Annotated in this window: 20 protein-coding genes; 15 read left to right on the forward strand and 5 right to left on the reverse strand. The window is 71.4% G+C overall.

All coding sequences use genetic code 11. The features are described 5' to 3' along the window. Positions 1 to 22 precede the first annotated feature (22 nt). Both C6C15_RS03715 and C6C15_RS03720 read left to right on the forward strand, forming a co-directional pair. Positions 23 to 412 (forward strand): DUF5684 domain-containing protein, encoded by a 390-nt coding sequence (locus tag C6C15_RS03715; RefSeq protein WP_025104449.1) that lies wholly within the window; start codon positions 23 to 25, stop codon positions 410 to 412. Between the two features lies 1 nt (position 413). After that, positions 414 to 1,055, forward strand: a complete 642-nt coding sequence (locus tag C6C15_RS03720; protein WP_105949298.1) for a histidine phosphatase family protein — start codon at positions 414 to 416, stop codon at positions 1,053 to 1,055. Between the two features lie 66 nt (positions 1,056 to 1,121). On the opposite strand, the gene C6C15_RS03725 is transcribed toward C6C15_RS03720, so the two are convergent. After that, positions 1,122 to 2,015: an NAD(P)/FAD-dependent oxidoreductase gene (locus tag C6C15_RS03725; RefSeq protein WP_105949299.1), complete on the reverse strand. Its 894-nt coding sequence runs from the start codon at positions 2,013 to 2,015 to the stop codon at positions 1,122 to 1,124. 55 nt (positions 2,016 to 2,070) lie between these two features. Between C6C15_RS03725 and C6C15_RS03730 the strand changes: the two genes are divergently transcribed. The 5 genes from C6C15_RS03730 to ccsB are packed head-to-tail and all read left to right on the forward strand — an operon-like array spanning position 2,071 to position 6,756. After that, a complete protein-coding gene (locus C6C15_RS03730; RefSeq protein ID WP_105949300.1) occupies positions 2,071 to 2,475 on the forward strand; it encodes a MerR family transcriptional regulator in 405 nt (134 codons plus the stop codon). A 55-nt stretch (positions 2,476 to 2,530) separates the two neighbouring features. Further along, positions 2,531 to 3,181 carry a TlpA family protein disulfide reductase gene (locus C6C15_RS03735; RefSeq protein WP_105949301.1) on the forward strand — a complete coding sequence of 217 codons (651 nt, stop codon included), beginning with the start codon at positions 2,531 to 2,533 and terminating at the stop codon, positions 3,179 to 3,181. A gap of 16 nt (positions 3,182 to 3,197) precedes the next feature. Next, positions 3,198 to 3,965, forward strand: coding sequence for a cytochrome c biogenesis CcdA family protein (locus C6C15_RS03740; protein WP_105949302.1), 768 nt, complete (start codon positions 3,198 to 3,200; stop codon positions 3,963 to 3,965). Positions 3,966 to 3,981: 16 nt separating this feature from the next. Then, the gene (gene resB / locus C6C15_RS03745) at positions 3,982 to 5,763 is read left to right on the forward strand and encodes a cytochrome c biogenesis protein ResB (protein WP_105949303.1); all 1,782 of its coding nucleotides are present in this window, start codon (positions 3,982 to 3,984) and stop codon (positions 5,761 to 5,763) included. Positions 5,764 to 5,772: 9 nt separating this feature from the next. Beyond that, the gene (gene ccsB, locus C6C15_RS03750; RefSeq protein WP_105949304.1) at positions 5,773 to 6,756 is read left to right on the forward strand and encodes a c-type cytochrome biogenesis protein CcsB; all 984 of its coding nucleotides are present in this window, start codon (positions 5,773 to 5,775) and stop codon (positions 6,754 to 6,756) included. A gap of 105 nt (positions 6,757 to 6,861) precedes the next feature. Here the strand turns inward: ccsB and C6C15_RS03755 are convergent, their stop codons facing one another. The 3 genes from C6C15_RS03755 to C6C15_RS03765 form a co-directional block, all read right to left on the reverse strand. Next, a complete protein-coding gene (locus C6C15_RS03755; RefSeq protein WP_234024215.1) occupies positions 6,862 to 7,452 on the reverse strand; it encodes a 2'-5' RNA ligase family protein in 591 nt (196 codons plus the stop codon). 123 nt (positions 7,453 to 7,575) lie between these two features. Further along, the gene (locus C6C15_RS03760; protein ID WP_105949305.1) at positions 7,576 to 9,543 is read right to left on the reverse strand and encodes a YhgE/Pip family protein; all 1,968 of its coding nucleotides are present in this window, start codon (positions 9,541 to 9,543) and stop codon (positions 7,576 to 7,578) included. Then, a complete protein-coding gene (locus C6C15_RS03765; RefSeq protein WP_105949306.1) occupies positions 9,540 to 12,326 on the reverse strand; it encodes an MMPL family transporter in 2,787 nt (928 codons plus the stop codon). Before C6C15_RS03765 ends, C6C15_RS03760 begins: the two co-directional genes overlap by 4 nt. Before the next feature lie 129 nt (positions 12,327 to 12,455). On the opposite strand from C6C15_RS03765, the gene C6C15_RS03770 reads away from it, so the two are divergent. Continuing rightward, a complete protein-coding gene (locus tag C6C15_RS03770; RefSeq protein WP_025104438.1) occupies positions 12,456 to 13,082 on the forward strand; it encodes a TetR/AcrR family transcriptional regulator in 627 nt (208 codons plus the stop codon). On the opposite strand, the gene C6C15_RS03775 is transcribed toward C6C15_RS03770, so the two are convergent. Next, entirely contained in the window at positions 13,079 to 14,065 is a 987-nt protein-coding gene (locus C6C15_RS03775; protein WP_105949307.1) for an o-succinylbenzoate synthase, read from the reverse strand. The genes C6C15_RS03770 and C6C15_RS03775 overlap by 4 nt on opposite strands. Positions 14,066 to 14,154: 89 nt before the next feature. Between C6C15_RS03775 and C6C15_RS03780 the strand changes: the two genes are divergently transcribed. The 7 genes from C6C15_RS03780 to C6C15_RS03810 all read left to right on the forward strand — a co-directional run bounded on the left by C6C15_RS03780 (position 14,155) and on the right by C6C15_RS03810 (position 20,330). Then, positions 14,155 to 14,487 carry a PadR family transcriptional regulator gene (locus tag C6C15_RS03780; RefSeq protein ID WP_105950747.1) on the forward strand — a complete coding sequence of 111 codons (333 nt, stop codon included), beginning with the start codon at positions 14,155 to 14,157 and terminating at the stop codon, positions 14,485 to 14,487. Position 14,488: 1 nt separating this feature from the next. Then, the gene (locus C6C15_RS03785; protein ID WP_105949308.1) at positions 14,489 to 15,451 is read left to right on the forward strand and encodes a permease prefix domain 1-containing protein; all 963 of its coding nucleotides are present in this window, start codon (positions 14,489 to 14,491) and stop codon (positions 15,449 to 15,451) included. A gap of 5 nt (positions 15,452 to 15,456) precedes the next feature. Next, entirely contained in the window at positions 15,457 to 16,398 is a 942-nt protein-coding gene (locus C6C15_RS03790) for a 1,4-dihydroxy-2-naphthoyl-CoA synthase (protein ID WP_105949309.1), read from the forward strand. A 15-nt stretch (positions 16,399 to 16,413) separates the two neighbouring features. Next, the gene (locus tag C6C15_RS03795; protein ID WP_199787688.1) at positions 16,414 to 17,565 is read left to right on the forward strand and encodes an AMP-binding protein; all 1,152 of its coding nucleotides are present in this window, start codon (positions 16,414 to 16,416) and stop codon (positions 17,563 to 17,565) included. Positions 17,566 to 17,670: 105 nt separating this feature from the next. Continuing rightward, positions 17,671 to 18,462 (forward strand): class I SAM-dependent methyltransferase, encoded by a 792-nt coding sequence (locus tag C6C15_RS03800; RefSeq protein WP_105949310.1) that lies wholly within the window; start codon positions 17,671 to 17,673, stop codon positions 18,460 to 18,462. Between the two features lie 54 nt (positions 18,463 to 18,516). Beyond that, positions 18,517 to 19,698, forward strand: a complete 1,182-nt coding sequence (locus C6C15_RS03805) for a sensor histidine kinase (RefSeq protein WP_105949311.1) — start codon at positions 18,517 to 18,519, stop codon at positions 19,696 to 19,698. Then, a complete protein-coding gene (locus C6C15_RS03810) occupies positions 19,695 to 20,330 on the forward strand; it encodes a response regulator (protein WP_060922342.1) in 636 nt (211 codons plus the stop codon). The genes C6C15_RS03805 and C6C15_RS03810 overlap by 4 nt, the downstream gene beginning before the upstream one ends. The last annotated feature ends 47 nt before the right edge of the window (positions 20,331 to 20,377 follow it).

Here is a 20,377-nt window from a genome sequence, read left to right on the forward strand (position 1 = left end):
CCACGACGAAAGGCGGACCCCCATGCACCTCTCCATCTCGGACGGCAACGGCCTTCCCGACCTGTTCGGCGCGATCTTCTCCGGCACGACGGGACTCATCGCCCTCATCTTCTACATCCTCGTCGTGGTCGGCCTGTGGAAGGTCTTCACGAAGGCGGGATACCCCGGCATCCTCGCGATCATCCCGATCGTCAACGTCGTGTTCCTCGTGAAGATCGCCGGGATGTCGGGCTGGTTCGCCCTGCTCTACCTCGTGCCGATCGCGAACTTCATCCTCGGGGTCATCGTCGCGTTCAAGCTCGGCGCGCGCTTCGGCAAGGGCGGGGTGTTCTCGTTCTTCCTGCTGTTCCTGTTCCCCTACATCGGCTATCTGATCCTCGGGTTCGGCGACTCCCGCTACCGCGAGGTCTGACGTGGCGGCATCACTTCTGCACCTCGTTCGCCACGGTGAGGTGCACAACCCGTCCCGTGTGCTCTACGGACGGTTGCCCGACTATCACCTCAGCACTGCGGGGGAGGAGATGGCCCAGGCGGCGGCGGAGCACGTGGCGGGGCTCGGCGATCCGGTGACCGCGCTGTTCGCGTCGCCGCTCGAGCGTGCGCAGGAGTCGGCCGCCCCGTTCGCGGAGGTGTTCGACCTCGAGCCCGAGACGGACATCCGCCTGATCGAGCCGACGAACGTGTTCGAGGGCACCCGGATGCGGCGGTCGCTCATGAACCCGATGAACTGGTGGCACCTGCGTCAGCCGTCGCTGCCGAGCTGGGGGGAGCCGTACGCCTCGATCGCGGAGCGCATGCTCGGCGTGATGGACGAGGCGTGGACGGCCGCGGCCGAGATCCCGACCGCGGGGGACATCGTGATGGTGTCGCATCAGGCGCCGATCTGGATCACGCACCTCCGCGTCGCCGGCCTCCCGCTGCAGCACGATCCGCGGACCCGCCGTTGCGCCCTGTCGAGTGTGACCTCGTTCGCACGCGTGGGCGACGTCTGGCGCGAGGTCTCGTACGCCGAGCCCGCCGCGACCGCCGGTGCTGTCGACGTCGGGGCCGTCTGATCCCCGTTCGAATCGCCTGAATGGCCCCATCCGGCCCGGAGATGGGACCAATCGGGCGATTCGAAGTCAGAGGGACTGGAGCACCCCCACCGCGGCGAGCTGTCCCGCGGCGGCGGCGAGGAGGACCGAGGCCATCGGGCCGGGGAGGGTCGCGCGATGGGCGAGGTCGCCCGCGGCGAAGACCCCCGGAAGCGACGTCCGTCCGAACTCGTCGATCTCGATGGACCCCGACTCCAGGAGCCGGAGCCCGAGGTCCGCGGCGAAGGGCGCCCGGTGCCGCATCGTGCCGGAGGCCACGAACACCCCCGCGACGTCGAGGTCGCCCTCTGCGCTGCGCACCCGCACCCCGTCTCCGTCTGCGGCGACGGCCTCTACCGGTGCGGAGGCCACCCGCACCCCGAGCTCCTCCAGCGCGGTACGGTCCTCCGCAGCGAACGGCTCTCCCACCGGGACCACCGTGATCTCGCCGACGATACGGCCGAGCAACCCGATCAGATGGGCCGCCCGGGGAGCCGCCCCGAGGATCGCGATCGGCTTCCCGGCGTGCTCGTGTCCGTCGCAGAACGGGCAGCTGAAGACCCGGACGCCCCAGAGCTCGGCGAGACCAGGCACCGGCGGGAGGTCGTCCGCGACGCCGGTCGCCAGGATCACCCGTCGGGCGTCGGCCGCCGATCCGTCGGCGAAGCTCACCGTGAAGCCCGTCTCCGCGTCGCCCGAGATCCGCTGCGCCGCGGCGTCGCGCACCTCGACGTCCGCATAGGCCGCGAGCTCCGTGCGGGCCTGGGCGCGAAGGTCCGCCGGGGCCTTCCCATCGGCGCCGATCATGTTGTGCATGTGCCGCACGGTGCCGTTGCGGTACTCGCCGGAGTCCAGCAGGAGCACGGGCCGGTGCATCCGTCCGAGGGTGAGCGCCGCCTGGAGTCCGGCGGGGCCGGCACCGATCACGATCGCGTCGTACATGGGGGTTCCCTTCTCGCGTCTTGCGTTCGGCACCAGTCTGTGACTTCATGTCAACATGAAGTCAAGCGCCCCGCACCCGTGGTCCGTCGGCGAGGTCGCCGCGCGGTTCGACCTTCCGACGAACGTCCTGCGGCACTGGGAGACGGTCGGACTGCTGCGGCCGCCCCGCGACCCGGCGGGCCGGCGACGGTACGGCGAGGACGAAGTCGTACGCATCGCCGTCATCCAGCGCAGCAAGGCCGCCGGGATGAGCCTCGACCAGATCGCGGTGCTCCTCGACGACGGCAGCGCCGGGCGGCATCAGGTGCTACAGCAGCATCTCGACGACCTCGACCGGCGGATGGAGGAGATGCGGCGATCGCGGGAGATGACAGAGCACGCCATGGGGTGCCGGGCGCACGACATCGCGACCTGTCCGCGATTCCGCGCCGGGGTGGACGACGTGCTCGCGCGCTTCTGACTCCCCCCGGGGGTACCCGGCCGATGCATAGGAAGCTCTGCGTAAACTCGGAGACGTGTCCCGCGCTTCCAGGATTCACCCGATCCGCAACGGCCGCCCCTCCCGTCTTCGGCCCCTCGGCCGCCTGGGCGGAGCCGCGCTCGCTGCGGTGCTCGCCGTCGGTCTGAGCGCCTGCGCTCCCGACGCCGTGAGCGAGTCGTTCCTGAACGGCGAGAACACCGGCTATGTCGCGGCCGACGGCGCGATCGTCGAGATCCCCGTCGCCGAACGCGGCGAGCCGGTCGAGTTCGCCGGGGTCACCGAGCACGGCGAGGACTTCGACAGCGCCGACATCGCCGGGAAGGTCGCGGTCGTGAACTTCTGGTACGCCGGCTGCGCCCCGTGCCGCGTCGAGGCCCCCGACCTGGAGGCCGTCTGGCAGGAGCACCAGGACGCGGACTTGCAGTTCATCGGCATCAACACGCGCGACCAGGCGGACACGGCTGTCGCGTTCGCCGACGAGTTCGGGATCACCTACCCGAGCCTCATCGACGTGGACACCGCCCAGGCCAAGCTCGCCTTCGCGAAGGTCGTGCCGATCTCGGCCACCCCCACCACGCTCGTGCTCGACAAGCAGGGCCGCGTCGCCGCGAAGATCATCGGTCCGATCGACGGCACCTCCGTGCTCTCCACGCTCGTCAAGGACGCGCTGGCGGAGGACTCCTGATGTCCGCGAGGTCGTCGTGAACCCCGACGCGATCATCGGATCCGGAGCCCTCTGGATCGCGGTCCCGGTGGCGATGCTCGCTGGACTCGTCTCGTTCCTCTCGCCGTGTGTGCTCCCGCTCGTTCCGGGGTACCTCGGCTTCCTCGGGGGAGCCGTCACGCCGCGGAGCACCTCGACGACCGGCGGCGGTACCACGCAGACGGCGACGCGCAGCCGCCTCGTCCTCGGCGTGCTGCTGTTCATCCTCGGCTTCACCGTGGTCTTCATCCTCTACACGGTGCTCGGCGGCACCGCCGGCGTGTTCCTGCTCCAGTGGGGCGACCTCATCACCCGCATCCTCGGCGTCGTCATCATCGCGATGGGCCTGGTCTTCCTCGGGCTCTTCGGGTTCGCGCAGAAGGAGCTCCGCTTCCACGTCGACTCGAAGGCCGGCATGGTCGGTGCCCCGCTCCTCGGCGTCGCGCTCGGCATCGGCTGGGCGCCCTGCATGGGTCCCACGCTCGCCGCCATCCTGGCGCTCTCCTTCAACGCCGGCGACCCCGTCCGTGCGGGCTTCCTGGGCCTCGCGTACTCCCTCGGCCTCGGCATCCCGTTCCTGCTCGTGGCCCTCGGCTTCGGCTGGGCGACCAAGGCCATCGGGTTCCTGCGCCGCCACATCCGGGTCGTGAACATCCTCGGCGGCGTGCTGCTGATCCTCCTCGGTGTCCTGATGGTCACCGGCCTGTGGACCGACATCATGTCGCGGCTGACGGCGGTGATCGGCAGTGTCATCCTCCCGCTCTGACCGCTCCGAGACGACCATGACGAAGAACAAGAGTGCCGTGACCAACGACTCCAGCGATCCGCTCCGCCCGTCCGACCACGTCGACGGCGACGACACCATCACCCAGCCGCGGCTCGGCTTCGTCGGCTGGCTGCGGTGGGGGTGGCGTCAGCTCACCTCGATGCGCACGGCGCTCGTCCTGCTGCTCGTCCTGGCGATCGCGGCGATCCCCGGATCGATCTTCCCGCAGCGGATGGCCGACCCGAACGGCGTGACGCAGTGGGAGCGCGACAACCCCGATCTGTTCCCGGTGCTCGACGGGCTCAAGCTCTTCGACGTGTACCTGTCGCCCTGGTTCTCGGCGATCTACCTGCTGCTGTTCACCTCGCTCGTCGGCTGCGTGATCCCGCGCATCAAGCACCACGCCAAGGCGTTGCAGGCCCGCCCGCCGCGCACACCCGCGCGGCTGCGACGTCTGGAGGACTACCGCGCCGTCACCCGCGACACCGTCGCCGACTCCGGCACGCGCACGGGGGACGCCGCCGCGGAGGCCGCCGCCTCGATCGACGTCGCCACGAAGCAGCTCAAGGCACTCGGCTACCGCGTGGAGCGCTACGACCGCGGGCACACGTACTCGGTGTCGGCCGAGCGCGGCTACTGGCGGGAGACGGGCAACCTGCTCTTCCACCTCGCCCTCGTCGGTGTGCTCGTGACGATCGGCGTCGGCGGCGGCTTCGCGTACACGGGCCAGCGCGTGCTCGTCGAGGGGGAGACCTTCGCCAACACGCTGCTCGACTACGACTCCATGAACCGCGGGCGCTTCGTGGCCGACGACTCCTTCGCGCCGTACTCGATGCGGCTGGACTCCTTCGACGTCACGTATCAGCCGTTCGGTGAGCCCGGCTCCGGCCAGGCCGGGAACTTCTCCGCGAACATGACCATCCAGGAGAACGGCGAGGAGCGCGAGGGCGCCGTCAAGGTCAACGAGCCGCTGGGCGTGGCCGACGACGACGTGTTCCTGCTCGGCAACGGGTACGCCCCGACGGTCACCGTGCGCGACCCCGAGGGCAACGTGGTGTTCCACAACAGCACGCCGTTCCTCCCGCAGGACAACAACATGACCTCGCTCGGCGTGCTCAAGGTGCCGGACGGCCTGGCCGAGCAGGTGGGCCTCGTCGGCTTCTTCTACCCGACCACCGGCGTGCTCGACACGGGCGCCTTCTTCTCCGCCTACCCCGACCTCACCAACCCGACGCTCACGCTCGACGTGTACACGGGCGACCTCGGGATCAACGACGGCGTGCCGCGCTCGGTGTACGTGCTCGACACCTCCGACATGACCAAGCTCACCGGACGCAGCACCGACGTCGAGTCGATCGAGCTGTCACCGGGTGAGACCGCGCAGCTGCCGAACGGCCTGGGCTCGGTCACCTTCGACGACGAGTCGCCGGAGGGCGCCACCGACTCCTCGGAGTCCGTCAAGCGCTTCGCCTCCCTGCAGATCCACCGCGACGAGTCCGGGGTGTTCGTGCTCGGGTTCGCACTGCTGGCGCTCGGCGGCCTCATGCTCGCCCTGTTCGTGCCGCGTCGGCGCGTGTGGGTGAAGGCCACCGCGGCGGACGGCGCGGTCGACCTCGAGTACGCGGCCCTGGCCCGAGGGGAAGACCCCACGCTCGCCCGCGCCGTGGATGACCTCCGCGCCGGTCACGCCCGGCTGCTCGACGCCGCGGGCGGCACGACCGCCCGCACCCCTGAAGACGCCGACGAGGACGCCGCGGACGCCGCCGCGGACCCCGCGGCCCCGGCACCCGGAAAGTAGACTGACACCATGCTCGAGCTCAACGTGATCTCGCCGGTCCTGCTCTGGACGGCGATCGCGATCTACGCGGCGGCCTTCGTGGCCTATGCCTTCGATCTCGCGCGTCGCTCGCAGGCGACCGCCGACGCCCACACCGTCCGTGAGGGCGAGCTCGTGGCCGCCGGTCGTTCCGGTGGTGCCGTCTCCGCTCCGCTCGATGCGACCGGAGCCCCGACGGCGGCGCCGCAGCGGTTCGTCATGGCCCGCATCGGCACCTCGCTCACGGTGCTCGGCTTCGTGTTCCACCTCGCGGCGACCCTCACCCGCGGTATCGCCGCGGGACGGGTGCCCTGGGCGAACCTGTACGAGTTCGCTATGGTGGGGACGCTGCTCATCATCGCCGTCTACCTCGTGGTGCTGACCCGCCTCGACCTGCGCTTCCTCGGCACCTTCATCACGGGCCTCGTGGTCGTCCTCCTGGGCCTCGGCGCGACGAACTTCTACGTCGAGGTCTCGCCGCTGATGGACCCGCTGAAGAGCGTGTGGCTCATCATCCACGTGTTCGTCGCCTCGCTCGCGACCGCGTTCTTCGCCCTCGCCTTCGCGCTCTCGGTGATCCAGCTCATGCAGGCGCGACGCGAGCGGCTGCTCGGCGAGGGGGCGGCGAAGACCGGCCCCGGCTTCCTGCGCACCTTCCCGCCGGCGGAGCGGCTGGAGAGCCTGGCGTACCTGTTCACGATCATCGGCTTCATCCTCTGGACCTTCACGCTCATCGCCGGGTCCATCTGGGCGTACTACGCGTGGAGCCGCTTCTGGGGCTTCGACGTGAAGGAGACCTGGACCTTCGTGATCTGGGTGCTCTACGCCGGGTACATCCACGCCAGGGCGACGCGCGGCTGGCGCGGCAACCCCTCGGCCTGGCTCTCGATCGTCGGCTTCACCGCCGTGATCTTCAACTTCACCATCGTCAACGTCTTCTTCAAGGGCCTGCACGCCTACTCCGGCCTGAGCTGAGGCCGCCGAGCACAGCTTCGGAGGTCGCGAGGGACACGCCGCCGGGCGGGGCTGGTCACGGCGTGTCGTCCGCCATCTCCGACGTCGTGCCTGCCGGAGCAGGGCTCAGCCGCCGAGCGGGATGACCTCGGCGTGCTCGACGCCGCCCTCGTACCAGACGAACTCGGCCTCTGTGACGACCTCCGTCGGGACGGGTGTGAGCGGACGGACCTCGGTGGCGGCGAGCTGCTGCCATGTCTCGGGATCCAGCGTCTTGCCGTAGAGCACCGAGAGATGGAAGGTCCAGTCCTCGACGGAGAGCTCGTCGAGGCGGCGGAAGTCCGTCGGCCGGAGCTCCTCCGTCAGCGAGGCGTATGCGTGCACGAGGGCGGGCGTGCGGGCGAGGCGCATGATCATGATCTGCCACGGCGCGGGGAAGACGTCCACGGCGTCGGCGGTGAGCTCGAGAGGACTCTGTTCCGTGGCCCAGGCGCGGATCACGGCTCGCAGCTCCTCCCGACGCTCCGGCTCGAAGAAGCCTCGAAGCGTCACGTGCTCCGTGTGCGGATGCCGCAGCGGCGTGTCCAGACGACCGAGCGCAGCCTCCTGGATCGCCCGGTATTCCACGGCGACGGCACCCGTCGGCCGGAGGACGAGATACTGCTGCCCGTCGAGGCCCGCGAGCTGGTCCGGAGTGTCCATGAACGGTCGGCGCATGGCACGAGGGTACGGGGTATCGCCGTCGTGTCCGGGCACAGTCTCGGAGATCGGACCCGACACGCCGCCGGAGCGGGCTGTCCGGCGGCGTGTCGTGCGTGATCTCCGAAGTTGTGCCCGGGGTCAGGCGGTGACGACGGCGCGCGCCGTGGTCGTGCGGCGGACCGCGACGACCACCGTCGTGGCGACGAGCGAGAGCACGCCCCAGACGACGAGGGCGGCGACGGCGGCCCCGCTCGCCTCCACGAGACCCGCGAAGGCCGGTGCGGTCGGGAGGGCGGCCCCGATGCTCGCGAGCCAGTCGGGCACGGTCGAGATGAGTCCCGTCGCCACGGCGATGACCCCGATCAGTGCGGCGATCCAGCGTCCGACGCCGCCGAACACCGCGACGAGGGCCTGGTTCACCGCGGCGAACACCACCCCGGCGAGGACGGCGGTCCCCGCGAACGCCCACCACTCCGCGAGGTCGTAGTCGGCCACGATCTGCACGATGAGCGAGACGAGCAGACCCTGTGCCGCGCCGATCGCTGCGGCCGGCCAGAACGCGCGGAGGGTGAGGGAGGCGGAGGAGCGTCGTGAGGTGAGGGTGCGCGCCGTGTGGGCACGGAGCACGAGGAAGGACGCGAGACCGCCGAACCACAGCACCACCGCGGTGAGCAGCGGGATCGCGGTGGGGCCGAAGAGCGAGCCCATCGAGGAGTCGGTCGCCACGGGATCGGCGATCACCGACGCCAGCGACGTCGACTCCTCGTCGCTGAAGGACGGGAGGGAGTCGGCCGCGGTGCGCAGTCCGCCCGCGAGATCGCCGGTGCCGGTCGCGAGGGTGTCGAGACCGGTGGCGAGCTCCGTGCTGCCGTCGGCGAGCTGGGTCGCGCCGTCGGCGAGCTGCGTCGCGCCCGACGACAGCGCCCGCGCTCCCGCGGCCGACTGATCCACGCCCTCTGTCGCGAGGCGGTTGAGCCCGCCGGCGAGCTCGGTCGCCCCGGCGCCCGCCTCGCCGAGCTGGGTGGCGAGCGTGGAGAAGGACCCCGGAAGCGCGGCGATTCCGCTCGCGACCTGGGGGCTGTTGAGGATGCCGGAGGCGGTCCCCGCCGACTTCGCCGCTGCCGCCGCCTTCGCGGCGAGGTCGGAGAGCTGCCCGCACTCCGCCGAGTCCGGGTCGGCGGCGCACGCCGTGGCCGCCATCGTCCCGAGACCCTGTGCGACCGTGGCCGAGTCCGTCGCGGCCGACTTCGCCGACGCGCCCGCCGACTGGATGCTACCGGTGAGCTTCTGGACGCCGGCGACCCGGCCCTGCAGCTCAGTCGCCGCGGAGGTGAGTCCCGCGCCGATCGTCCCTGCGCCGGTCGCCGCCTGCCGCGTCTGCCCCGCGATCGTGTCGAGGCCGGACGCGAGCGTCGAGGCCCCGCTGCCCAGCTCTCCGGCACCCGCGGCGAGCTGCGTCGCGCCCTCCGGGAGGGCCGCGGCGCCGGTCGCCGCGTCACGGGCACCCTGCGCCAGCTTCAGGGCCCCGTCCGCCGCATCGCCGATCTGGTCGCCGATGGTGGTGAAGCCGACGAGGATGTTCTCGGTCGTGGCCTCGGACAGGGTGGTGCCGAGCGTCGAGGCCGCCACGTCGGCGATCTGCCCGGTGATGAGGTCGTCCGCCACGAGGCCGTCGTCGGGCGTCGTCACCTGGATCGTCGCCTGCTCCGCGTCCCCGCCGCCGTCCGCGACCGCCTGACCCGCGGAGGTCGCCGCGGCCGAGAAGTCCTCGGGGATCGTGATGACGGCCTGGTAGGTGCCGTCGGCGAGCCCGTCGGCGGCGTCCTCCTCGTTGGAGATGACCCACGTGAGGTTCGAGTCGAGATCGTCCGACCCCTCGACGAGGCCGGACGCGAGCTGTCGCCCGAGGGGAGCGGTCTGGCCGTCGATCTCGACGGGTTCGTCGAGGTTCACGATCGCCGCGGTCATGGAGTCGAGGCGCTCGGTCGGGTTGTAGAGCGCCGCCATGAGGATGCCGCCGATCGCGGCGGGCAGCAGCAGGACGCCGAGGACGGTGAGCCAGGTGATGGGCTTGCGTGAGCGGGCACGCTCGAGGGGGAGGGTCATGCGGGCACCTCGGTCGTTTCTGCGGCGCTCGGGCGGGGCGCGCGCGTGTCGAGTACGTCGGCGGACGGCCATCCGGCGTCCGCGAGGAGGGAGCGGGCCGCGTCGGGGTCGGCGGCCGTGGCGAAGACGGCGAGCTCTCGGCGCGACCTCGCGTCGCGCAGCATCGCGGCGACCTGGTCGCGCTCGCCGCCGCGGAGCCGGTCCGCGCCGTCGATCACCACGAGCTCGGAACGGCCGCGGAGGGCTTCGCGGAGGTCGGCGAGCACCGGGGCGTCGTCACCCGGGAGCACGCAGCCCACGTGGGAACGGACCCAGGCCGCCCGACCGGGGAGCAGGTGCCCGGCGACGCGGAGGCGTCCGTCGGCCGGAGCGATGCGGGCGCCGACCGTGAGCGCGAGGGCCCGCAGCGTCCCGGCGTCCGCGCCGCTCGCGACCAGGGCCGCGCCGGGTGCGAGCCGCAGCGACAGTCCCTCCGTCGCCGCGGGGCCCGCGCCGAGCTCCAGGTCATCGGCTGCGACGAGCGACCCGTCGCCCGGCCACGCCTCGAGGTGCCGTTCGCGTTCCACCGCCTCGCCCTCGATGTCCACCCGGGGGAGGATCCGCTCGAGCCACGACGGGATCTCCCACGCGCGCTCCCCGAGGATCGCCATGAGCGCCGGGATCAGCGTCATGCGCACGAGGAAGGCGTCGAAGGCGATGCCGGCGGCGAGTCCGAGGGCGATGGGCTTGAGGGAGGAGTCGCCCTCCGGCACGAAGGCGACGAACACCGCGAACATGATGAGGCCGGCCGCCGTGACGACCTTCGCCGAACCGGTGAACCCGCTCCGTACCGCGCGCAGAGCTGCGGCCCGTCGGGTGGCGCGGTTCACCGATCCCGCACCCTCGCGGAGGTCGGGATCGTGCACGAAGTCCTCGCGCATCCGCGACACGAGGAACACCTGGTAGTCCATCGCCAGGCCGAAGAGCACGCCCATGAGGATGATCGGCATGAAGCTGATGATCGGGCCGACCTTCGCGACGTGCAGGAGGTCGGCGAACCAGCCCCACTCGAAGACCGCCCCGACGACGCCGAAGGCGGCGACGATCGACAGCAGGTAGCCCGCCGCGGCGGTGATCGGCACCCAGAGGGAGCGGAACACGATGGTGAGGAGGATCAGCGAGAGACCGATCACGAAGATCCCGAACGGCAGCAGAGCCGCCCCGAGCTGATCCGAGATGTCGATGCCGACGGCGGTGAAACCGGTGACCTTGAGGTCGATGCCGAACTCGTCCAGCCACTCGTCGTGGTGGCTGCGGAGCTCGCGCACGAGATCGGCCGTCGCGGGGTCGTCGGGAGCCGTCTCCGGGATGATCTGGACGATGCCGGTGTCGGCGGTCTCGTTCGGCGTCGCGAGGGCGACCTCCTTCACGCCGGGAACCTCGGCCACTGCGTCTCCGAGGTCCTCCATGAGACCGAGCGGATCGGTGGAGGTGACGATGGTGCCGGTGAGGATGAGGGGGCCGTTGAACCCGGGGCCGAACTGCTCGCCGACGAGGTCGTAGTTCTGTCGCGCCTCGGAGTCCTTCGGCAGGACGCCGGCGTTCGGCAGGGCGAGGTCGAGGCTGAGAGCGGGGACGGCGACGATGCCGAGGCCGAGGACGACCGCGAGGGAGACGAGGACGGGGTGCTTCGTCACGCCCTCCACCCACCGACGGCTGCCGCGGGGCTTCGTGACGGCGTCCTTCGCGGGCGCCTTCTTCGGGGCCTTCGCGCGCTTCGGTCGTCCGGCCACGCGGCCCTTGAGGAATCCGAGCAGGGCCGGGGTCAGTGTCACCGCGATCGCCACGGCGACCGCGACGGCCACGGACGCCGCGACGCCCATGGTGGTGAGGAACGGGATGCCCGCGAAGCCCAGGCCGATCAGCGCGATGAGCACGGTGACGCCGGCGAAGACGACCGCCGACCCGGCCGTGCCCACGGCCCGTGCGGCCGACTCCTCGGGTTCCACGCCGTCCCTGACCTGGTCCTGGTGGCGCGCGACGATGAAGAGCGCGTAGTCGATCCCCACCGCGAGTCCGAGCATCAGGGCGAGCAGCGGCGTGGTGGAGGAGACGGTCGCGAAGGCGGTCGCCGTGAAGATCCCGGCCATGGAGATGCCGACACCGAGGATCGCGGTGAGCAGGGGGAGTCCGGCGACCACGAACGACCGGAACGTGACGATGAGCACGAGGAGCGCGATGAGCAGGCCCACCGCCTCGGTGAGGGTGACGCCGGGGATCGAGATCGCGAAGAGGTCGCCGCCGAGAGAGGCCTGCGCACCGTCGGGGAGCTCTGCCGCGAGCTCGCCGACGGTGGAGCGCAGGGCGTCCTTGGTCTCCTCGGAGACGTCGGTGGACTCACCGTCGAACTGCAGGCGCACGATGGCCGCCGTGCCGTCGTCGTTGATCATGCCGTTGACCATCTCGTCGTACGGCGAGGTGGCGGCGAGGACCTCGTCGAGGTCGCCGAGCTCCGACACGGCATCCTCGATCGGCTCGCGGTACTCGTCATCGGTGATCTCGTCGCCGTCGGCGGCCACGACGATGAACTGCGCATTCGTGCCGCTCACCTGCGGGAAGGAGCGGGAGAGCTGCTCGAGGCCGGCCTGGGACTCGGTCCCGGGGATGGAGAACGTGTTGTCGGTGCCGGCGCCGAGGACCACGGCTCCGGCTCCGGCGATGCCGAGGGCGAGGAGCCAGGAGACGAGGACGCGCCACGGGTGACGGAAGGACCAGCGTCCGAGGGACGAGAGGAGTGTGGACACGCGAATCTCCGTGGGGTGCCGGGTGGATACACAGGTGTATCCGATACATAGATGTATCGTAAGGTCATCCGCCATCCGGAGTCTGTGCACCGGGTGTGAATCGTCGAGAGGGAAGGCCAGGAGGTTCCGATGTCGTCACCCGCCACCCGCAGCCGGGAGAACACGAAAGCGCGTCTGCTGGAGGCCGCCGCGCAGGTGTTCGCCGAGGTCGGCCTGGACGGGGCCTCGGTCGAGGCGGTCTGCGAGCGCGCCGGCTTCACGCGCGGGGCGTTCTACTCGAACTTCGACTCGAAGGACGAGCTGTTCCTGACCCTCGCGGCCGGGGTTGCCGACGCGAGGGTGGCAGCCGTGCGGACTCGCGTGGAGCAGATGCGGGCGGACGGCGAGCTCGCCGACGACTGCGACCCGAAGGATCTCGTCCAGCAGATCATGGAGCTCGGCAGCGACGACCGCCTGGGCGTGATGCTCATGAGCGAGATCCGCATCCGCGCCCTCCGCGACCCGCAGTTCGGCGAGGCCTACCTCGCCCAGGAGCGCGAGATGGTGGCGAGCATCGCGCGCATCGTGGAGGACATCGTGGAGGCGGCGGGCACGCTGCGTCTTCGGCTACCCGCGACCGATGCGGCGCGCATGCTCATGATCCTCTGGGAGGGCATGACCGTCCGCGGTGCGATGGCCGGTCGTGACGACGCGGCCCTGCGGCACTCCGGCGGCGAGGAGCTGGGGCGGCTCGTGGAACTCCTCGTCGAGTCCTAGGCGCTGCGGGCTGCAAGCAGCTCGTGGTGGCAGCGGGCCAGTCGGGCCAGCCACCATTCCCGACGCTCGTCCGCGGCGGCGAGCCGGGTGAGCGCTGCCGGGTCGGGGGACAGGCGTCCCACCGGGATCGCGCCGTCCACGGGGCGGAGGTCGGCGACGTCGTCCTGGAACAGGGAGGCCGTGCCCAGACCGCAGTCGTAGTCGAGGGTGGGGAGCGCGGCGGCCAGCGCGGCCCCCTGCGACAGGCCGATCGCGGTGTCCAGGGCGCTGGAGACGACCGCGGGAAGGCCGGCCGCGGTGACGATCTGCAGGGCATGGGTCAGGCCGCCCAGGGGCTGCGCCTTGATGACGACGATGTCCGCCGCGCCCGCGCGGGCGACGGCGAGGGGGTCGCCGGACTTCCGGATGCTCTCGTCCGCGGCGACCGGGATCCCCATGTAGGCGATGCGCCGGCGCAGCTCGACGAGCTCGGGCACGGAGGCGCAGGGCTGCTCGATGTACTCCAGGTCGAAGACGGCGAGGGCGTGCACGGCGTGCTCGGCCTCATCGACGTTCCAGAGGCCGTTCGCGTCGATCCGGATGCGGCCCTCCGGCCCGAGCGTCTCCCGGACAGCGCGGACCCGGGCGACGTCGTCCGCCAGTACCTGTCCCGGCTCGGCGACCTTGACCTTCGCGGTCCGGCATCCGGCGAAACGCCCGAGGACCTCGGGCACGCGGGTGGCGTCGACGGCGGGCACGGTGGCGTTCACGCCGACGCGGTCGCGCAGCGGTGCGGGTTGGGGGGCGTACGCGTAGTCGATCGCGGCCGCCAGCCAGGTCGCGGCCTCGGCGTCGTCGTACTCGACGAACGGGGAGAACTCGGCCCAGCCCTCCGGCCCTTCGAACAGCAGGGCCTCGCGGGTGTCGACGCCGCGGAAGCGGGTCTGCATCGGCAGGGCGACGACGCGGGCGGAATCGAGGAGCTCCGTGACGGCGGGGATCATGACCCCATTGTGCGCCACGACCCTCGACAGGATGTCGCGCGTATATGTGCCGTTGACAATGGTGTGTGACGCACACTACTGTGATCGACATGAACGAGACGCTCGACACGCATCTGCAGGAACTGCGCCGCGGCACCGTGGTGCTCGCCTGCCTGCAGCTGCTGCGCACGTCGGAGTACGGGTATGCGCTGCTCGAGCAGCTCGAGAGTCGGGGCTTCGCCACCGATGCGAACACGCTCTACCCGCTGCTCCGTCGTCTGGAGAAGCAGGAGTACCTCACGAGCGAGTGGAACACCGACGAGGCCCGGCCTCGCAAGTTCTACCGCACCTCGGAAGCCGGGGCCCGGCTCGCCGACACCCTCACCGACGAGTGGCGCGCGCTGACCGCCGCGATCGCCTCTCTCACCCCCGAGGAGAACTGACATGACCCCCACGAGCACGCTCACCGAGCGCTACATCAGCGCCACGATCCGCAGCCTCGCGCCGGAGGCGCAGGGCGAGGTCCGCGCCGAACTCGAAGCGGCCATCGCCGACGCCGTCGACGCGCGGCGGGAACAGGGCGAGAGCCCGGAGGAGGCGGAGCGCGCCGTCCTCACCGACCTCGGCGACCCGGGCATCCTCGCCGCCGGATACGCCGACCGACCGCTCCACCTCATCGGTCCTCGGTACTACCTCACCTGGTGGCGGCTGCTGAAGCTGCTCCTGTTCATCGTGCCGCCGTTCGCCGCGGTGGGCGTCGCGATCGGGCAGCTGATCAACGGCGGCGGACCCGGAGAGGTGATCGGCGCGGTCGTCTCGGTCACGCTGTCGGTGATCGTGCACCTGTGCTTCTGGGTCACGCTCGTCTTCGTCGTGCTGGAGCGCACCGGCGCCGACACCGGCGTGCGCTGGAACGTGGACCAGCTTCCCGAGCCGACGGAGCACGGGGCCGCCCGCGCCGACGTGATCGCCTCGCTCGTGTTCCTCCTCGCCGGCATCGGCGCGATCGTGTGGGACGCGACGCTCGGATTCTTCCCGACCGGCGGCGACCCCATCCCGATCCTGGCGCCCGCGCTCTGGCCGGTGGGCATCGGCATCCTCCTCGCGCTCATGATCGCGGAGGCCGTCCTGGCCGTCGCCGTGTACGCGCGTCGGCGGTGGACCGTCGCCGCGGCCGTCGTGAACACCGTCCTCGCCGTCGCCTTCGCCGTGTGGGCCCTCACCCTGCTCCTGCAGGGCGAGCTCCTCAACCCGGCCTTCCTGGAGTTCGTGTTCACGGACGACGGGGTGGATGCCGACACCATGCGCGTGCTCACGGTGATCACCGGGGTCTGCCTCGTGGCCTTCCCGGCCTGGGACATCGTCGACGGGTGGATGAAGACGGCGCGTGCCCGGGGAATAGGCTGAAGATCGTGACCGATGCCTTCGTCTCCGACCTGTTCGATCCCGCCGAGTGGGAGCTGGCGCCCGGCGCCGAGCACTACACCGACATCACGGCGCACGTGAGCCGCGACGGCGGGGTCGCCCGCATCGCCTTCCACCGGCCGGAGGTGCGCAACGCCTTCCGCCCGCACACGGTCGACGAGCTCTACCGGGCGCTCGACATCGCGCGACAGGACGCGCGTATCGGCGCGGTGCTGCTGACCGGCAACGGACCGAGCCCGAAGGACGGCGGGTGGGCGTTCTGCTCCGGCGGTGATCAGCGCATCCGCGGGCGCGACGGGTACAAGTATGCTTCGACAGGCTCAGCAACCCAGGGGGATGGCACAGCAACCCAGGGGGAAGGAGCCGCCCCCGCTGTCGGGCGGCTGCACATCCTCGAGGTGCAGCGGCTCATTCGGTTCATGCCGAAGGTCGTCATCGCCGTGGTCCCCGGGTGGGCGGCCGGCGGCGGGCACTCGCTGCACGTGGTGTGCGACCTGACCATCGCGTCGGCCGAGCACGCGCGCTTCAAGCAGACGGACGCCGACGTCGGCAGCTTCGATGCCGGGTACGGCTCCGCCTACATGGCCCGGCAGACGGGGCAGAAGTTCGCGCGGGAGGTGTTCTTCCTCGCCGAGGAGTACTCGGCGCAGAGGGCCTACGAGGCGGGCGCCGTGAACCGCGTCGTGCCGCACGCCGAGCTCGAGCGCGAGGCGCTGAAGATGGCGCGCACCGTGCTGACGAAGTCGCCGACCGCGATCCGGATGCTGAAGTTCGCCTTCAACGCCGTCGATGACGGGCTCGTAGGGCAGCAGGTGTTCGCCGGCGAGGCCACGCGTCTCGCCTACGGCACCGACGAGGCGGTGGAGGGGCGGGATTCGTTCCTCGAGAAGCGCGCCCCCGACTGGTCCTCGTTCCCCTGGCACTACTGAGCCGGAGGGACGATCGTGACCGCCCTCATCCCGACCGACGCCGAAGACACCGGGCTCCTGCGGGAGGCGCTGCTCCGGGCTCTCGACGAGGGGCCGGCTCTCGGCTTCGGCATGCTCGCCGATGCTCCGGCGGAGGTGGACGACGGCATCGCCGCGGTCATCGCGACCTCCGGATCCAGCGGCGTCCCGAAGCGGGTGGCGCTGAGCGGCGAGGCCCTGCGGGCGAGTGCGGAGGCCACCGCCGCCCGGATCGGCAGCGGTCGCTGGCTGCTCGCTCTCCCGGCCGGCTACGTCGCGGGGCTGCAGGTGATGGTGCGGTCGATCCTCGCCGGCACCGAGCCGACCCGGATCGAGGGGCGGTTCACCCCGCGGGCGTTCGCCGAGGCCACGCGGAGCATGCGGCACGTCACGACCGCGGGCGTCTTCCCCGCCCTCTACACCTCCCTCGTCCCGGCGCAGATCGCGACGCTGCTCGACGCGAGTACCGAGCCGGGGGTGCTCGCGGCGCTGCAAGCTTACGAAGCCATCCTCGTCGGGGGCCAGGCGCTGCCAGAGCCGCTGCGGGAGCGGGCGGCCGACCTCGGAGTGCGTCTCGTGCGGACCTACGGCTCGACGGAGACCAGCGGCGGCTGCGTGTACGACGGCGTCCCGCTCGACACCGTGAACGTCCGGGCGGTCGACGGCGAGCTGCGGATCGCCGGCCCCATGCTCGCGGAGGGCTATCTGGGCGACCCGGCACTGACCGCGCGCACGTTCGTCAGGGACGAGCACGGCATCCGCTGGTACCGCACCGGCGACCTCGGGCTCCTCGAGGACGGGGTCGTGCGCGTGCACGGTCGCGCGGACAACGTGATCGTGTCGGGCGGCATCAACATCTCGCTCGACCGGGTGGAGCGCATCGTGCGCGCCGTGCCCGGGCTGCATCAGGCCGTGGTCGTGGCGGTGTCGGATGACCGCTGGGGGGAGGCCTCGGTCATCGTCGCGGCGCGCGGGGAGGCCCTGCGGCGCAGCGAGTCCGAGCAGCTCGCCCAGGCCAGGGAGGCGGTGGCCGGCGAGATCGGCGCCCACGCCCGTCCGTCCCGCCTGATCCTCGTGGACGAGCTCGACGTCCTCTCCTCCGGCAAACCCGACCGCGAGGCGATCCGCCGCATGGTCGCCTCCCTCTAGCCCGTCGACCCACCCCTTTCGCGCCGACCCGGCCCCTTCCGGACGGCCGCAAGGGGCCGGGACACACGGAAAGGGGTGGGTCGGCGGGAGTGCCAGACTGAGGGCATGGCCTCGTACACGCATGGACACCACGAATCCGTCCTCCGCTCGCACAGTGTGCGGGACATCGCGAACTCGGCGGCCTACCTTCGACCGCACCTCACGGCAGAAACCCGGCTCCTCGACGTGGGAGCGGGACCCGGGTCGATCACGGTGGACTTCGCGGGTGTGGTCGCGCACGTCACGGCGACCGAGATCGACGATGCTGCGCTGTCCCTCTCCCGCGACCTCGCCGCCGCGCGAGGCGTCACGAACATCGCCTTCTCCGTCGAGGACGTGCACGCGCTGAGCTTCGCCGACGACTCCTTCGACGTCGTGCACGCGCACCAGGTGCTGCAGCACGTCGCCGATCCGGTGCAGGCGCTGCGGGAGATGCGCCGGGTCGCGAAGCCCGGGGGGCTCATCGCCGCCCGCGACGCCGACTACGCGGGCTTCCTGTGGTTCCCGGTGCTCCCGGAAATCGACCGCTGGCTCGCGCTGTACCGCGCCGCCGCCCGGGCGAACGGCGGAGAACCGGATGCCGGCCGCCGCCTCCTGGCCTGGGCGCGGGCGGCGGGCTTCGAGGACGTTTCGGCGACCGCGTCGACCTGGTGCTACGCGACGCCGTCCGAGCGCGCCTGGTGGGGCGGGATGTGGGCCGACCGCATCCTGGAGTCGGCGCTCGCGCGGCAGCTCGTGGACCAGGAGATGGCCTCCGCCGCCGACCTGCAGGAGATCAGCGACGCCTGGAAGCGCTGGTCCGACGACGGCGACGGCTGGTTCCTCGTGCCGCACGGGGAGATCCTCGCCCGCGCCTGACGGATACATCCCGCGACGGATGCCAGTCCCCGCGCGCTCGCGTAGCGTGGGGGAGTGATCCGTCCGCTGTCCCGTACCGGCCTCGTCCTCGACATCGTCGGGGCGGTGCTGCTGTTCGCGCTTCTGACGCCGCTCGGGGTCGTGTTCTATGCGCCCCAACCGGACCTGGCCGGGTCCTCCGCGGTCAACGTCATCGGTCTGATCTCGTCGTCGGTGTTCCTGTTCGGCGGTGTCGCGATCGGACGCCTGGCCCCCGGTCTTGCGCTCGCCGCGGCCTGGGCCGGCGCCATCGTGCAGATGCTCGCCGGGTTCGGGCCGCTGCCGACCGACTTCGCGATCCTCCTCGTGCTGTACGCGACCTCCGCGTGGGGCACCCGCCGCGTGCTCTGGTGGGGGTTCGGATCGGTGATCGTCGGCGGCATCGTCGCCGCGCTGTACATGGTCGTCGTCGGGGGCGTCATGTTCGGCTCCGGCAGCGGATGGGAGCTCGTGACCGGCGGCACCCTGCTCGTCGCGGCCTCCATCATGGCGCTGGGGTTCGCGTGGGTGTGCGGTCTCCTCTGGCGGGTCGTGCTGCGCAACCGGCGCACGCGTTCGGCGCAGCTGCAGGCCGAGGCCCTGGCCGCCGAGGAGCAGGAACGGGTCCGCATTGCGCGGGACATGCATGATGTCGTGGCCCACTCGCTCGCGGTCGTCATCGCCCAGGCTGACGGTGCCCGCTATGCCGCGGCGGTGAAGCCGGAGATCGCGACGGAGGCCCTCGGCACGATCGCGCAGACCGCCCGCGGAGCCCTGAGCGACGTGCGGATGCTCCTCACCCAGCTCCGTCATCGGCAGGGGGACGGTCCGCAGCCGACCCTCGCCGATCTCGAGACGCTGTTCGCCCAGGTGCGCCAGGCCGGCATCGAGCCGCGGGTCACCGTCGACCCCATGCCCCCGGGGGAGCCGCCGGGGGCCATCCAGCTCGCGGTCTACCGGATCCTCCAGGAGGCGCTGACCAACGCGATCCGCCACGGCGACGGCGCGGTGGACGTGCATCTCGCATGGCTCCCCGATCGCGTCGACATCGAGGTCCGCAACACCGTCTCGCCGGAGTCGACGCCGGGGACCCCCGGAGGACACGGCCTCATCGGCATGCGCGAGCGGGCGCAGCTCGTGGGCGGTAGTCTGCAAGCCGAGCGCCGTGGTGCGCAGTTCGTCGTCCAGAGCAGCCTTCCGATCGGAGCCCCGCAGTGATCAGAGTCGTGCTGGTGGACGACCAGGCGCTGTTCCGGGCCGGGATCCGCATGCTCGTGGCCTCCCAGCCGGACCTCGAGGTCGTGGGGGAGGCGGGGAACGGGCAGGAGGCGCTCGCCGTGGTCGCCGCGACCCGGCCCGACGTGGTCCTCATGGACATCCGGATGCCGGTCATGGACGGGCTGACCGCGACCGCCGAGATCCTGTCCCGTCCGGAGCCCCCGCGCATCGTCATGCTCACCACGTTCGACCTCGACGAGGCGGCGGCCCGGGCGATCCGGCAGGGGGCGAGCGGCTTCCTCCTCAAGGACGCCGATCCGGAGTTCCTGCTCGCCGCGATCCGCACCGTGCACGCGGGATCGAGTGTGATCGCGGCCTCGGCGACCCGGGAACTGTTCGAGCACTTCGCGGAGGCTCCGAAGCCCGTGCCGCCGCAGTACGCCGAGCTGACGGAGCGCGAGCGGGAGATCTTCGCGCTCGCCGCCCGGGGACTCTCGAACGCCGAGATCGCCGCGCGGGAGTTCCTCAGCGAGGCCACGGTGAAGACCCACATCAGCCGCATCCTCACGAAGCTCGCGCTCCGCGACCGCGTGCAACTCGTCGTGTTCGCGTTCGAGCACGGCCTCGCCTGACGCCGACCCACCCCCTTCCGTTCGACCCGGCCCCTTGCGGCGGTCCG

The sequence above is a fragment of the Microbacterium sp. str. 'China' genome (assembly GCF_002993305.1).
In the GTDB taxonomy this organism is placed as follows: domain Bacteria; phylum Actinomycetota; class Actinomycetes; order Actinomycetales; family Microbacteriaceae; genus Microbacterium; species Microbacterium paraoxydans.

What these genes read in the sequence shown, in the direction of transcription:
- ccsB (WP_105949304.1), top strand. Translation starts at nt 5,773, where the DNA reads ATGCTCGAGCTCAACGTGATCTCGCCGGTCCTGCTCTGGACGGCGATC.
- C6C15_RS03755 (WP_234024215.1), bottom strand. Translation starts at nt 7,452, where the DNA reads ATGCGCCGACCGTTCATGGACACTCCGGACCAGCTCGCGGGCCTCGAC.
- C6C15_RS03800 (WP_105949310.1), top strand. Translation starts at nt 17,671, where the DNA reads ATGGCCTCGTACACGCATGGACACCACGAATCCGTCCTCCGCTCGCAC.
- C6C15_RS03715 (WP_025104449.1), top strand. Translation starts at nt 23, where the DNA reads ATGCACCTCTCCATCTCGGACGGCAACGGCCTTCCCGACCTGTTCGGC.
- C6C15_RS03770 (WP_025104438.1), top strand. Translation starts at nt 12,456, where the DNA reads ATGTCGTCACCCGCCACCCGCAGCCGGGAGAACACGAAAGCGCGTCTG.
- C6C15_RS03725 (WP_105949299.1), bottom strand. Translation starts at nt 2,015, where the DNA reads ATGTACGACGCGATCGTGATCGGTGCCGGCCCCGCCGGACTCCAGGCG.
- C6C15_RS03730 (WP_105949300.1), top strand. Translation starts at nt 2,071, where the DNA reads ATGAAGTCAAGCGCCCCGCACCCGTGGTCCGTCGGCGAGGTCGCCGCG.
- C6C15_RS03780 (WP_105950747.1), top strand. Translation starts at nt 14,155, where the DNA reads ATGAACGAGACGCTCGACACGCATCTGCAGGAACTGCGCCGCGGCACC.
- resB (WP_105949303.1), top strand. Translation starts at nt 3,982, where the DNA reads ATGACGAAGAACAAGAGTGCCGTGACCAACGACTCCAGCGATCCGCTC.
- C6C15_RS03775 (WP_105949307.1), bottom strand. Translation starts at nt 14,065, where the DNA reads ATGATCCCCGCCGTCACGGAGCTCCTCGATTCCGCCCGCGTCGTCGCC.
- C6C15_RS03760 (WP_105949305.1), bottom strand. Translation starts at nt 9,543, where the DNA reads ATGACCCTCCCCCTCGAGCGTGCCCGCTCACGCAAGCCCATCACCTGG.
- C6C15_RS03785 (WP_105949308.1), top strand. Translation starts at nt 14,489, where the DNA reads ATGACCCCCACGAGCACGCTCACCGAGCGCTACATCAGCGCCACGATC.